The sequence below is a fragment of the Pseudomonas sp. S2_H01 genome (assembly GCF_054668305.1).
On sequence record NZ_CP162756.1, the window covers coordinates 3953904 to 3966782 of the forward strand.

Consider the following 12879-nt stretch of genomic DNA (forward strand, 5'->3'; position numbering starts at 1 on the left):
GGTGCAGTGATGCCCAAACAATAAATTGAAAACAACAAGGAACGATAAAAATGACTGCATACAGCTCAATTCAAGGCGACAGGGCGAAAGACACGCCGCGACATGCGCAAGAACAGGGTAATAGGGAATTAACCCGTGATTTCCGGCGATTGCTGGACCGCCAAGGCGCAATGTCCAGGGATCAGCTTCAAGCCATCCATCGAAAGTGGTTCGGCCCGCAAGGGTTGTTTGCCACGTTTTGCGCCGAAATCGAGCGGTTGGGGCGGCAGGCGCCTTCACTGGATGACCTGACTCGTCTCGGCAGCGCACGGCGGCGGCAAGAGGCTGAGCTCGCCGTTGCCTTTGCGCTTGCCCAGAGCAACCGCCGTGTTGCAGCGCACAACCCGTTCAACGGGCGTACACGCGAAGCGCTTTGCTGCGTCATTTTCGATGAGTCGGGTGCCTACACGCTCGTCGAGCGATACGCAGCCTATGAAGCCATGCGCCAGGGTGATTCAGAGTTCTTTATAAAACTGATCGCGACCACGCGCGGCGTGGTGGAGCGGCGCATTGTTTTTCAAGGGTTGCTGGAGCATTTCGATCGTCTGCTGCCCATTGAACAGAGCATCTATCCCGGTGCTTACCGAGAGGTGCAGTTGGCTCATCTGGAGCGTGAAGAGGGGCTGTACGGTCCACTGAAGCTTGAGGAAAGCCTGGTGACGCTGCTTGAAACGGTCACGCCACTCGATCTCCTCAAGCAGATACAAAGCCCGATAGACCCATTGCTGTGAACACGATGGCTGGCAAGTCATCCGGGTCGTCCGCAGTCCGTCATCCTCGCTCGGTGCGCTGGCTGGGATGCGCTGCACCGTTGATGGTGTTGATGAATGCAGTGGCCGTGGGACAGGCACGAGGTGATACCGCGCCGCTGTCGGCGGCTAGTCGGCCGACCATGGCCCATCAGCCTTCAATGCCGCGTGCAGCGCAGGCAACGAGTGTGAACGTGAGCCTTGCCGATGCAGTGGCGCTGGGCTTGCGCCGCAACCGGGACATTCGTCGTTCTTATCTGCAACGTGTGGCGCAGAAATTCGACTTACAGGTGGCGGAGGCGTTTTTCTCGCCCAGGCTGGTGCTGGGCAGCCAGCACCGCGAGCAGCGGAGCTCCCATGACCGTGGGCGTGAACTGAGCGTAGCGCCCAAGGTCACGCTGAACAACGAATGGGGCACGATGTTCAGCTTGTCTTGGGCGCAGCGTTTCAATCAGGCGCAAAAAGGCGGTCACAAACAGCAACGCGGATTGACGTTCGAAGTCATTCAGCCATTGTTGAGAAACGCCGGGCACGACGTCGTCACTGCGCCTCGGCGTCGAGCCCGGTTAAGCGAGCACAGCCATCGGCTTGGCTTACAGGCGTCTGTGGCGCAAAGCGTCACGCAGATCGTTTCCGCTTACCGCGAGTTGCTCAAGGCGCAGGAGCAATTGCGTATCGTCAGCGATGCACTTGGGCGATCCCGCGAGCAATTGAAGGTCAACGATGCACTGATTGCAGCAGGGCGCATGGCGCGTGTGGACCGTCTTCAGAACGAAGCGGACCTTGCGTATCAGGAGCTCAACGCGGAGCAGGCTTCTCATCATCTGGCGTCCAGCCGCCGGGCTTTATTGCAATTGCTGGCGCTCGATCTTTCAACGCCACTGCGTGCCAGCGAAGAGCTGACCGCCACCTCTGTCGAGATCGACCGGGATCAGGCGCTCGAGATCGCGCGCCAGCGGCAGCCCGGCTTCCTTCAACAGCGTATTGCGCTAGAGCTCGCAGAGGTCGATCTGCTGGTCGCAAAAAGCCAGCAGTTGTGGGATCTCTCACTGGTCGCAGGCGCGGAGCAGGCTCGTGATGCCTGGTCCTCCGACGCGAAACGCGGCGTCGACCGACGCTGGAGCACCTATGCAGGGGTGCAGCTTGAGGTTCCTATCGGCGATCCCGGGCAGCGTCAACGGCTGGTCAGCGCTCAGGTCGCGGTGGACAGTCAGGACCTTCTGCACGCTGAAGCACAGCAATCGCTGGAGCGTGAGGTTGGCGATGCCATCCGTACCTTGCAGGCACACTGGCGGCAGTACGAGATCGCCTTGCGCAGCCGCAGCCTGTCACAGCGGAAACTGGCCGTGGAGCAACAGAAGCTGCAGGCCGGTCGCACCAGCAACTTCCAGGTGCTCAGTTTCGAAGAGGATTTGCGGCGCTCGGAGAATGCTGTGCTCAACGCGCTGATCGCCTACCTCAATGCACAGACTCAGTTGGATGAACGCCTGGGCACAACGCTGGACAGCTGGGAGATCGCCCTCAATGACTGATCGGTCTCGTTTCAGGTCCGGGGTGTTTTTCATTGGGATCCCCCTGATGATCCTTATGTTCGGCGCCGTTGCGTTCACGGGATTGACCACGTCCTCTGAACCTGCTTCGGATCGCGGCTGGCTGCCGGTCGTGGCGGCACCGCTCGAACACAGGATCGGCCTGATCGGGCGAATTGTGCCCGCTTCATCGATCACCCTGAGCGCGCCCTTCGAGGGGACCGTCGAGGAAAAACTGTTTTCCGACGACCAACGAGTGGCCAGAGGGCAATTGCTGCTCAGACTCAACACCGACCTGCTGGGCATGCAGATTCGCGACGCGTTGGCCGAACGTCTCAAAGCCGAAAGCGCAGTGAATGCGCTTGAAAACTGGGCTGATGGAGAGGAAATGGCGCGAGCGCGCAGGGCATTGAGCAGCAGCCAGCTGGGGCTGGCCGACACCCGACGCAAGCTTGTCGAAACCCAGGGATTGCTGGAGCAAGGCATCGTCCCGCGGATGGAGGTCGACAGTCTCGAGCAGCAGTTGAACACCCAGAGTCTCGATGTGAAGGCCGCTCAGGCCGAGTTGCTCCAGACAAGCAAGCGCGGGCAAGGCGAGCATCGACAAATCGCCGACATGCAACTGGCCAACGCTCGTGCGCGCCATGAGTCATTACTGGTTTTGGCGCAGCGTGGCGAAGTTCGGGCACCGTTCGCAGGCATCATCGTGCGCTTGCCGCATGGCCCTTCGGGCAGTGCTGACAAGCCGGTCGAACCCGGCGTGCGCTTGAACCAAGGGCAGGCATTGTTCGGCATTGCCAGCGTCGAACACCTGAGCGTGATCGCCAAAGTCGATGAGATGGACATCAACCAGCTGCGGGAGGGCATGGCTGTCGATATCAGCGGTGACGGCTTTGAAGGCGCGTTGCGCGGCACCATCAGCTCGGTCGGCGCACACGCTCTCGGCTCCGACCTGCACGGCGATGGCGCGTCCTATCACGTTACCGTCGCGATGGCGGCGCATGAGCCGCCAAGCGTCTCTGGATTGCGTTTGGGTATGAGTGCCCGCCTGTCGATTCTCAGCTACCAGAACCCCGACGCCGTGGTGCTGCCTGCTGATGCAATCGGCGAAGAGGGCGGCAAGCACTATGTGTTCCATCGACCTGCTTTAGATCAACCCGGTGTGCGTCGTTCCGTCACCTTGGGCAAAACGACCGCACAAGGCGTTGAAGTGTTTGGCTTGGAAGCCGGTTTTGTGAGGCGGGAGGTGAGTATGGATTAGGTATTTGTTTGAACGTTTTTACCCCGTAATAAACAGGTTTAGAGCTTTAAGTGAGTTTCACTCACGAGGTTCTCTTTGCCTGAATAAATCAAAACAAGAAATAAGGAAGTTGATGATGACAAAGAAACTTTTGCCACTGGCGTTGATGTTTGTATCTATATCAGGGGTGGCGGGGGAGTTTTCAGTGACAAAATCGAAAATGCCTCATCGGATAATCGTATCGCCCGGTATTGGAGGGGCAGCGTTCCCAATTGGATATATGGATACGAGACCTCGAGCGTCTTATACCCTGGAGTCGATCCAGTGGAGTACAACTGGATTTCCTCAAAGCGTAGGTGAGACGGTACAGCTTTGTTATGGCTCCGGATCAAATCCTGATGAATGTGAGTCGATTGCTCCTAACTCGTCGGGTACGAGTTATCGCTTTAGAGGTGAACTCTTCAGGCCTGGATCTATCGCGGTCATCCGTCACTACTCAGCAGCGGGCGGAAGCCGGAACAGCCAGCCTTCCGGTGAAGATTGGGTGCGCTTCAACCTGAGTTATTAAATGACACACCCGTCCTCCGGTGCGAGGGCGGGCTTTTGAAGGAGATCACCATGAGTCTTTCAATTTCGGGTGGCAGTGGCTCAGCATTTCCCACTTCCGCCACTTCCGCCACTTCCGCCACTTTCGCAAAAAGCCCTGAGGAGATCCGGCCGGCACCTTTGATGTCTTCGACCGACAATACGGCTCCGAGCTCTACACCCGTGTCGTTGAGTGGTAAGGCACTCTTGATGTCTCGACTGTTCGCGGGACACCTTAAGGAACCCGCTGTAAGCCACCCTTCAAAGTGGCTGGAGGCAGTGGATCCCATGCCATTTCTGACAATGGATGACCGTAAATTGCTCTGCGATGTCTATCAGTTTGCGAGCGATGAGGGGGCTGATCTTGCTTATGTGGACGACTTGGCGTGCAGCATTGCGAAGTTTAGGCTTGACGATAACGGCCGACGCATCCTGCCGCAGAGCCCCGGCATGAACTTTGATCTTGATGGGCACGAGGTCACTTATTTCTTCACAGAGAAGAATGCGGCCACCGCCACGCGCATTCTGCAAAGCGATGGGTTCCAGACCACGCAGTTGGATAAGGCGTTTCTACAGCACGCGTTGGATGCACGGTACAGTGCGCTGACTTATCTGAACTTTGAATTTGTCGAGCAGGTGGTCAATAAATTTTCTACAGTGGGGGTGAATAGAGAAGACTTCGGTACTCGGTTCTCTCTTTTTCAACCCAATCAAAAGAACTGGGTCAAGCATCTGTCTACAGAGGTTTACGATTTGAAGACGAGGATGCCGTTGAACACGGCGTCAACTTTAAAAAAAGATGCAGGGGGGCATGAATCGCCTTTGCCCGGCGCTACCAGTTCTTCTGGAGCCGTTTCCATGACGGTGGGCGACGCTATAAAAAAATACCTTGAAAAAAATCCACTACCCACTCTTTTCGAAACCATTGCGCGTCTCCGACGCTGACTCACTCAAGCTCCGGACTCAATGTCTCACACGCCCTCACACCGGGCTTGGCCGACGTGACTCGGTTTCGCCCGGTGCTCTTGGCGTCGTACAGCGCCATGTCGGCTTCATGCAGCCACATGCCCGCGTCGGTGAGGTGCGAGGCGTAGGGCGCGATGCCGATACTCAGGCTGAGCTTCAGGTCGGGGAGGGCTGAGTGGGTGTGCTCGTGGACCGTGCGCCGCAAGCGTTCGAGAATATCGGTTGCCTGGGCCAGTGTGGTGTCGGGGAGGATCACGCAGAATTCGTCACCCCCGTAGCGACCCGCCAGATCGGTTTCGCGCAGGCCGGCGGTAAGGACGCCGCTCAGTTGTTTGAGCACGTTGTCGCCGATGATGTGGCCGTACGTGTCGTTGATGGTCTTGAAATGATCGATGTCGATCAGCGCCACGCTGTTCTGCCGGTTCAGGGTCTGGCAGTTGTTGAACTCGACGGTCAGCAGGTCTTTCCATGCGCCGTGGTTCATGAGGCCGGTCAGGCTGTCTGTGGTGCTGAGCTTTTCCAGTGCTTTCTTGCTTTTGGACAACTGCACTGCCACGCGATAGCAGACCAGGCCGATCGCCATCGGGTAAATCACCAGCATCGGCAGGCAGGCGTACACCTGCACTTGGGTGATCGCCGGAAACAGTGCCGGCAGGAGGATGAACCAGCCCACCAGCGCGCCGGCTATTTGCGCCCCGCAGCCAACCAGAAACAATCGTGGGCCGCCCGCCGCAATGTTATTCATCGCCAGCATCGACAGCGCCGTGACCGTAGGCAAGGGATTGAGGCCCATTGCACCGGCCCAGAATCCGCCTAACAGCGAATCGTAAATAAGGTTACGGCGCTCGGCCGCGTAGGGCTTTTTTGAGTGTTTGGCCAGCAGGTACGCCATGTGTGACCAGCCGTATCCGTGCAGAACCAGCGCGACCCATACCCACGCAGGCGGGTGTGACGGGTACAGCGCCGCGGCGACCGTGAAGAAGCCGATGCCCAGCCCGACCGTGCGCGGCACGTACATCCGCCGAGCAAACGAGAGACCTTTATGACGTGAGGTGTTCATAGCTCTTCACCGGGTTCATGACGCCGCATCCCGACTGAAACATCGGCCACACCAACGATTCAGAGTGTCGCTTGCCTGCTGGATGCTGGGAAGAGCCATTTGCCACTATTAACCAAATAATCGACACCGGCTGTCGCTCTTTTCACCCCGAGCGCCCAGTCGAATGCGCCAAGCGTAGTCGGTATTGGTGGGTACACCACCGGGCAGCTCATCTGTCAGGGTCGATTTTTCCGTGATCTGTGTCTTTTATGGCTGCCGGTGTTGCGATGCAATGGCGCGACCCGCCGAGCGCCGTTCGCCGGCTCTCCGAACCTGCCGCCGGACCTCCTCATGCCAGAACTCGCCAACCTCGTTGCCTTTGCCCTCATCTCACTCGGAATGGTCCTGACACCGGGGCCGAACATGATTTACGTGATTTCGCGATCCATCTCACAAGGTCGCAAGGCCGGTCTGATCTCCTTGGGCGGCGTCGGCATCGGTTTCATCTTCTATATGCTTTGCGCGGCATTCGGCATCACCGGCCTGGTCATGGCCGTGCCCTACGCCTACGACACCTTGCGCATCGCAGGCGCTGTGTACCTGCTCTACCTCGCCTGGCAAGCCGTCAAACCGGGCGGCCGCTCGCCTTTTCAGGTCAAAAACCTGCCGCAGGACAGCCCCAAACAACTGTTCCTCATGGGCTTGATGACCAACCTGTTCAACCCGAAAGTCGCGGTGCTCTACCTGTCACTGCTGCCGCAGTTCATCACGGTAGGCAACGGCACCAGCGTCCTCAGCCAGTCGCTGGTGCTGGGCAGCGCGCAGATCGGCGTCAGCCTGACCGTGAACGCGATGGTCGCCATGGCCGCAGGCTCGATCGCAGTCTTCCTTTCCACCAAGCCGACCTGGGCCAACGTTCAGCGCTATCTGATGGGAACGGTGTTGTTTGGATTTGCGGTACGGATGGCGGTGGAGGGGCGTAGGTGAGGGCATGTTTCGGCAACGCTTGAAAAGTGCTGCTTCTAAGGCTGCAATCGCTGCCAAAAAAGCAGCAACCCTCACTTGCCGCCCGTCAAACTGTTCACCAGCGCTTCATGCGATTTGACGTCTTTTTCCAGCGAAATCACGTTAACCACGGCAGTGCGATTGCCTGAGATCGCGGCAATGGTGGTGCTCAGCACCTTGCCGCCTTCAACGCTGCCGGAGATGTCGAGCTGGCGCAGATCGAGGCCTTGGCGGACGATCTTTTTCTCGCCCAGCTTGCTGAAGTCCTTGTAGCTGGACTGCTGCTGGACGAGGGTCTCCGCGATGATGTTGTCCAGGGTCTGGGAGTCGTTGGACGGAGCGTTCTGCCCATCCGGCAAAGGTGTTTCGGTCACGATCACCACGCGTTTCTCAGGTTTGTTCATGTACAGCGAACCGGTGACGCCAGCGGCGCGGGCCTTGTCGTCAATCTCTTCCATCGGCCCTTCGACGTAATCCTTGGGCAGCGCGAAAACGTACTTGCCGCCAAGCATCGTCACCTGCTGCGTCGCGGATGGCGCGGGGACGGGCTTGGGCACGGTCTTGGCGGACTTCGACGTCTTCGATGTCTTTGAGGTTTTCGACGTCTTGGAGGTCTTGGTCGTCTTTGAGGTTTTTGATGTCTTTGAGCTTTTGGCGGTTTTTGACGTTGTGGAAGTCTTCGAGGTTTTGGCGGTCTTCGAAGGGGGTGAAGTCTTCGAGGTCTTGGACGACTGAGTGGTTTTGGTCGAGGTGGCGGGCTGCGGAGTGTCAGTCGCCGCCTGCGCACCGGTCATGCCCAGGCACAGGGCCAGAACACCACTGACCACGACAGTTTTCAGATTGAGCGAGCGCATTCCTACCTCGTTAAAAGCCAATTCCTACAGAGGGTCGGCATTTTGCCTGACGCAGAGAAGCCGTAGATAGGTTCATGTCCAACATTCAGACGCCGTGCATCTCGGCAACGGCCGGTTTCGCCGGACGCCTTACAGGTTGCCCTTGTTCAGGTTCGGCGCTGTCGTCGACAGCGTCGCCGCCATCGCAATGAATAACGCGCTGTGTCTCAAAGAGTCGTCCACTGTTAACTATTCCTCGCAGACTGTATTGGTGAATGACAGTGGCTTGATAGAGAAGCGCTCATTACTTCTCATACTGTTTCAACTTTCTCGCGCTCAAAAAAAAGCCGCTGGGGACAGCGGCTGAAGTTTGGAGCTTTGAGACCCCACGTCGGGAGCAACGCGGAACTGGATGAAACAACAACGTGAAACGGACAGAGGCTGAAACGGCGTACAGGTCAGGTGTGCTTGGCATTCTCCGCTTGAGGGTTATAGGTTGAGGCTTGCTGATTCTTGCTCTGTTCCCTCGCCTGGGCGGTGAGGGCTTCCTCGTACTGCTCCAGGTTTGCATGAATCACATCATTACGGGCAACAAACGCTGGCGACTCTTCCGCCATTGCAAAAGGTGCCGTTAAGAACAAAGAAACAATAAGAGCGCTGGCAATACCGATGGATTTGAACATCTGAATAAACCCTCTTGCTCGTGCAAGTTCGATTAGGTGAGGCCACTTTAAGAACCGTGGCCTCACGGATCAAATGAAACCCGGGTAAATATTGGTTAGCGAAAATGTTATGTGGGTGACAGGGAATTAATGAGTGCTCGGGATTCCAGCACCAGCCCTTGACTCCTTCTCTAGAACGCTGAATACAGGTCGGATTTTTTGCGGCAGGCTCGTGCGTGGAACTGCTCCGCAGGCAGTTCGCTCCAGATCCGTCCTTGACAAGGCGAAAAAACTCAAACGTCATGTGTCCACGTTTCATGGAATGTGGACACTTGGAAGGTCGGTGATTATGAAGGGTCAGGACGTATTGCTTCTGTTCAAGATGGCCAGTCTCCAGACGCAGAAGGAAATCAACGATGAGCAGGATTCGCCTGGGCTTGAGCGATGGTCTGACAGCTATTCCCTCAGATCACTCTCGGATTCACTCGGGATCAGCAAAAGCGAAGTTTCAAACTCGATCATTCGTTGCCGGAACTCGGGACTGCTGACGAACGACTACGAGACCTCCTTACCCAAGGTGCATCGGGATGAGCTACTGAATATCACTGAATACGCACTGAAATACTTTTTTCCTGTGAAACCGGGCGCGTTGACAAGAGGCATATCGACGGGTTTTGCATCGCCTGTACTCACGAAACATCTGAAAAGTGCCGGTAATCAGATCATTGTCTGGCCGGATCCTCACCGAAAAGAAAAAGGGCAGGCCGTCGAGCCTCTATATAAAACCGTCGCTCACGCGGTGAAACAGGATCGAACCTTGTATCACTATCTGGCTCTGGTTGATGCTATTCGACTCGGCGGCCCGAGGGAAACGGCCGTAGCAGTCAAGCTATTGAGAGCAGGGATGAGGATATGAGCGAGTAGGCGAATCACAATTTCGGGCGTTCCGGCAAATGCAGAGCCGCAGGCGGCTAGTCGCCGTTGTGCTTCAAGGAAGATGTGTCCAAGGACATGGTTCAGGAATATCGGGAGCGCACGAAGGGGTGAGTCGAGAGTCGTCTGCCAGATCAGACCGCGTTCGCGTGACCCCTCACACACCTGCTTTTGATTCTGGTCGGAGGCCGTGGGAGCAAGCTTGCTCGCGATCTGCCGCGTAGCGGCAGCAAACCCAGACACCCGGAGCATGACTGATCATTCGATGATGTTGATCGTTCCCGCGCTCCGCGTGGTAATGCATCCCGAGACGCTCCGCGTCCCCTAGTACCAGCGCTGAACCTCAAGCAATCCCGTCTGCCCCTCATAATCCCTGGCACTCGAATACCGCCAATGCGCCCCCGTATCCACGTAACCACGCTTCACCGGATTGTGATGAATGTAATCAAGCTTCTGCCGCATCACGCTTTCGGAGTAGACCAGTTCAGCATGCACACCTTCCTGCCACACCTGATACACCCGGTCAGCCTTATGAGCTTTTTTAGCGAACCGCAGCCGCTGAAGCGTGCTTTCGGCACCCAAACCTTCCAGATAATCGATGATGTTTCGCGCCGTAAATGATTTGAAGCTCGCAACACTCTTCGCGAGATTGGGCGATTGCGCCAAATAATGCAGATGGTTTTCCAGCACCACATACCCGTAGAGCTGTAAGCCCTGATTCACCTGTTGAAAGCGCCAGGCATCCAGCACGATGTCTACGAGTGCAGGGCGGGTGAACAGCGGTAGCCACTCGACAATCGTGCAAGTGAGGAAGTAGGGTTTATCGATCTCTGTCAGGGTGTAACGACTTCTGCCCATTGAATCCATCCGTGGATCTGGAAAGTGACGCAGAGCGTCAGAAGATGCATTACCACGCGGAGCGTGGGAACGATCCGTAGCGCAGAGAGAAGGTTACGCCCAGCTCTCCAGAGCGAGAACGATCAGGGTGTTTCCAAAAGCTTTGATTTCGGCGTTCGTAGGACTCATCCGTGCTTCTGGTAGGTCTTGTCTGTTTCATCCCAACCCACATTCCTGAACGCCGATTCCTCGCGCAAACTCCGCGTCCGCCTACATCCCGGAACGCATTCAGTGAAACAGGAAAGGACTCACTACCGCGGCCACTTCGGCGTGTACTTCTCCGTCACACGATTCACCGTCATGCCCGAAGACCGCCTGGCACTTCGAACGCTGCACTTCTGCGACGCTGGATGCGACTACTGGCGAGTCCAAGACTTCATCACCGAAACCTACGACCGCATGCTCGCGCAAAAGCGGCCGTGTGAAATGGTCGTCGCAGTATCGAGGCCATTAACGCGGGACCAGGCGCAATTGTTCAATGATCAGAACGACGCTTTAGCGCTCGCGACAGCCGGCATCATAGGAAAGGCATTTCCGGTACTGAAGCCCTGGCAGAGGAAAGCGACCGGAGCTGCCTCGGGATTTTCTCTTAAGTTTGCGCTCGATACGCGGCACGCCGGTGACGTCATCGTCGCGGTTCAAGCATGGGTGGAGGGCGGTATCGGCCAACAGCATTCATCGCGGACCATGCTCATCAAAAACAAAGGAGGCGCTCAGTGACAGTGCCCATGATCGTTGGTCTGGGTATGACCATCAGCCTAGCGCTCATCTACAAACTCAAACCGAGATTCTGGCGGAAGTGGTTGGGGTTGATGATGCTGACCACCGGCGTTGTTGCCTTTTTCAAACTCTCCGATAAAAGTCACGAACTGTTCGCAGCGCTTCTAATGCTGTTCAATTCTGGCTACAGCCTGTTCTATGCCCGCGATCAATTCACGAAGGAAGAGGACTGATCCCATGCTCTTCATCTTGGGGATATTCCTCTCCTGCGCCGCCTACTTCGTGCTCAACCGCAAACTTATACACAAACGCCCCCGCAAATGGACTGGCCTCGCCCTTATCATCGTCGGTGCCACAGCAACCTTCACTCTCGACACACGCATCGACGACTTCTTCATCTGGGGCTTCGTCGTCGCTTGGGTTATAGGTCTCGAACTGTTCTTCAACTGTGAAAAATACAAAGACTATTACTGGTAGGGCATAAGAATGGTCGGCTCTTAGGCTTGCGTTGCTCTCGTGCCCCGGCACAGCCCGACGGACTGCCATTACACCAACCAACGATCCGCCACACTCAGCGAATGGGTTAGGGCTGCGCAGACGATGGGCTGTCTTGCCGGTAGGTCCTCATGGTATCAATCACCAAGCGCTCGACCTGGCTGTCCAGCTCATCGCTGTGATACAGATCCAGGCACTTCAACAGATCGAAACGAACGCCCTTGATCTCCGCCTCGACCAACGGATTCTGATAGTCCTTCGCCAGATACTTATCCACCAAGCGCTTGATCTCCTCAGGCGCCTTCTCCAGGTCGTACTCAGTCCAATCCCGTAGCGCACTGACGCTGCTCCCCGCATCAGTGGCTGCAGGTTTGTCGCCTTTGTAGGCATTCGCTATGCAGGTGGCCAATACCATGTCTTTGTAGTTTTGCGCGTTGGTGCGGGCGCCAGCCTGTGGAGAATCAGCTGCACCTGCCATCGAGCAGCAAAGCGACAAGAATACGAAAGCGCTCGAAACGGCGAGAGAGGGAGACAAGTGCAAATTCACGGCAAACTCCAGAAATTGGCTCGATCAGTCCAGTGGTGCGATTTGGGTGAGTTGATAGCACTGGTATTAGCGACGCTCCATCCGGCATCCCCCCAATCGCAAAACCTGCGCCGCCAGCCGCCACCAAGACGCGCGCGACTCAAGTGCCACCTCATGCCCCCGCGTCTCATCCACCGTCAACACCTTCGGCATATCCCGCAACCGAATCCAAGGCTCGCTGCGCCAATGCAACGTACTCACCGACAGCCCTGGCCACTGCAAGAAACTCAAACAAGGGCTGACCGAGTCCGACGCCATCCCTTCATCCCGCAGACACGGCACCACCTCATTGGTAATCCACTGCCGCAACGCACGATTCTCGGCGTGATAGTGATGCACCAACATCGTGTAGACGCCTGATTCGCTGATCATCAACTCGGTTTCCTCGCCACACGCATCGACTAGCGTGACGAAACGGCGTTGATCGGTATCCAGCTTGCGCGTCGTGCGGTCGTTTAAAGGCCAGCCCATGAGACGACCCATGTCGCGGGCACAGAACCAGACTTGGGATTCGAGGAGGAGGGTGCGGAGGGGGCGGTTGTGGCGGTGGAAGGTGGTGGGGCGGTGGCTATTGTTCATGTCCTTTCTCTGCTTATTAGCC

General features: G+C 56.8%; 15 protein-coding genes. 9 read left to right on the forward strand and 6 right to left on the reverse strand.

Going from position 1 to position 12879, the window contains the following annotated elements:
- Positions 1-50 precede the first annotated feature (50 nt).
- The 4 genes from AB4N84_RS17720 to AB4N84_RS17735 all read left to right on the forward strand — a co-directional run bounded on the left by AB4N84_RS17720 (position 51) and on the right by AB4N84_RS17735 (position 5087).
- Positions 51-770 (forward strand): hypothetical protein, encoded by a 720-nt coding sequence (locus AB4N84_RS17720; RefSeq protein WP_074753042.1) that lies wholly within the window; start codon positions 51-53, stop codon positions 768-770.
- An 83-nt stretch (positions 771-853) separates the two neighbouring features.
- Positions 854-2320 (forward strand): TolC family protein, encoded by a 1467-nt coding sequence (locus AB4N84_RS17725; protein WP_460047050.1) that lies wholly within the window; start codon positions 854-856, stop codon positions 2318-2320.
- Positions 2321-2366: 46 nt separating this feature from the next.
- Positions 2367-3578, forward strand: a complete 1212-nt coding sequence (locus AB4N84_RS17730; protein ID WP_460042437.1) for an efflux RND transporter periplasmic adaptor subunit — start codon at positions 2367-2369, stop codon at positions 3576-3578.
- Positions 3579-4175: 597 nt separating this feature from the next.
- Complete coding sequence (locus AB4N84_RS17735; protein WP_460042438.1) at positions 4176-5087, forward strand: hypothetical protein; 912 nt, start codon at positions 4176-4178, stop codon at positions 5085-5087.
- A 1-nt stretch (position 5088) separates the two neighbouring features.
- Here the strand turns inward: AB4N84_RS17735 and AB4N84_RS17740 are convergent, their stop codons facing one another.
- Positions 5089-6168, reverse strand: a complete 1080-nt coding sequence (locus tag AB4N84_RS17740; RefSeq protein WP_460042439.1) for a diguanylate cyclase — start codon at positions 6166-6168, stop codon at positions 5089-5091.
- A 330-nt stretch (positions 6169-6498) separates the two neighbouring features.
- Between AB4N84_RS17740 and AB4N84_RS17745 the strand changes: the two genes are divergently transcribed.
- Positions 6499-7134 carry a LysE family translocator gene (locus AB4N84_RS17745; RefSeq protein ID WP_460042441.1) on the forward strand — a complete coding sequence of 212 codons (636 nt, stop codon included), beginning with the start codon at positions 6499-6501 and terminating at the stop codon, positions 7132-7134.
- A 71-nt stretch (positions 7135-7205) separates the two neighbouring features.
- Here AB4N84_RS17745 and AB4N84_RS17750 read toward each other — a convergent pair whose 3' ends face one another.
- Together AB4N84_RS17750 and AB4N84_RS17755 are read right to left on the reverse strand one after the other, a co-directional pair.
- A complete protein-coding gene (locus AB4N84_RS17750) occupies positions 7206-8006 on the reverse strand; it encodes a DcrB/PsbP domain-containing protein (RefSeq protein WP_460042442.1) in 801 nt (266 codons plus the stop codon).
- 437 nt (positions 8007-8443) lie between these two features.
- A complete protein-coding gene (locus AB4N84_RS17755; protein WP_460042444.1) occupies positions 8444-8668 on the reverse strand; it encodes a hypothetical protein in 225 nt (74 codons plus the stop codon).
- Between the two features lie 301 nt (positions 8669-8969).
- Here AB4N84_RS17755 and AB4N84_RS17760 point away from each other — a divergent pair, with 301 nt between their 5' ends.
- Positions 8970-9563, forward strand: coding sequence for a MarR family transcriptional regulator (locus AB4N84_RS17760; RefSeq protein WP_460047051.1), 594 nt, complete (start codon positions 8970-8972; stop codon positions 9561-9563).
- A gap of 341 nt (positions 9564-9904) precedes the next feature.
- Here the strand turns inward: AB4N84_RS17760 and AB4N84_RS17765 are convergent, their stop codons facing one another.
- Positions 9905-10438 carry an REP-associated tyrosine transposase gene (locus tag AB4N84_RS17765; RefSeq protein ID WP_460042445.1) on the reverse strand — a complete coding sequence of 178 codons (534 nt, stop codon included), beginning with the start codon at positions 10436-10438 and terminating at the stop codon, positions 9905-9907.
- Between the two features lie 339 nt (positions 10439-10777).
- Here AB4N84_RS17765 and AB4N84_RS17770 point away from each other — a divergent pair, with 339 nt between their 5' ends.
- Genes AB4N84_RS17770 through AB4N84_RS17780 form a run of 3 tightly spaced genes read left to right on the forward strand, consistent with a single transcriptional unit; the run spans position 10778 to position 11674 of the window.
- Entirely contained in the window at positions 10778-11197 is a 420-nt protein-coding gene (locus tag AB4N84_RS17770; protein WP_460042446.1) for a hypothetical protein, read from the forward strand.
- On the forward strand, positions 11194-11430 hold the full coding sequence (locus AB4N84_RS17775; RefSeq protein WP_460042447.1) for a hypothetical protein: 237 nt from the start codon (positions 11194-11196) through the stop codon (positions 11428-11430). Before AB4N84_RS17770 ends, AB4N84_RS17775 begins: the two co-directional genes overlap by 4 nt.
- Before the next feature lie 4 nt (positions 11431-11434).
- Positions 11435-11674 carry a hypothetical protein gene (locus tag AB4N84_RS17780; protein ID WP_460042448.1) on the forward strand — a complete coding sequence of 80 codons (240 nt, stop codon included), beginning with the start codon at positions 11435-11437 and terminating at the stop codon, positions 11672-11674.
- 106 nt (positions 11675-11780) lie between these two features.
- Here AB4N84_RS17780 and AB4N84_RS17785 read toward each other — a convergent pair whose 3' ends face one another.
- Together AB4N84_RS17785 and AB4N84_RS17790 are read right to left on the reverse strand one after the other, a co-directional pair.
- The gene (locus AB4N84_RS17785) at positions 11781-12170 is read right to left on the reverse strand and encodes a type VI secretion system amidase immunity protein Tai4 (protein ID WP_460047052.1); all 390 of its coding nucleotides are present in this window, start codon (positions 12168-12170) and stop codon (positions 11781-11783) included.
- A gap of 135 nt (positions 12171-12305) precedes the next feature.
- The gene (locus AB4N84_RS17790) at positions 12306-12857 is read right to left on the reverse strand and encodes a BRO-N domain-containing protein (protein WP_460042449.1); all 552 of its coding nucleotides are present in this window, start codon (positions 12855-12857) and stop codon (positions 12306-12308) included.
- Between the last annotated feature and the right edge of the window lie 22 nt (positions 12858-12879).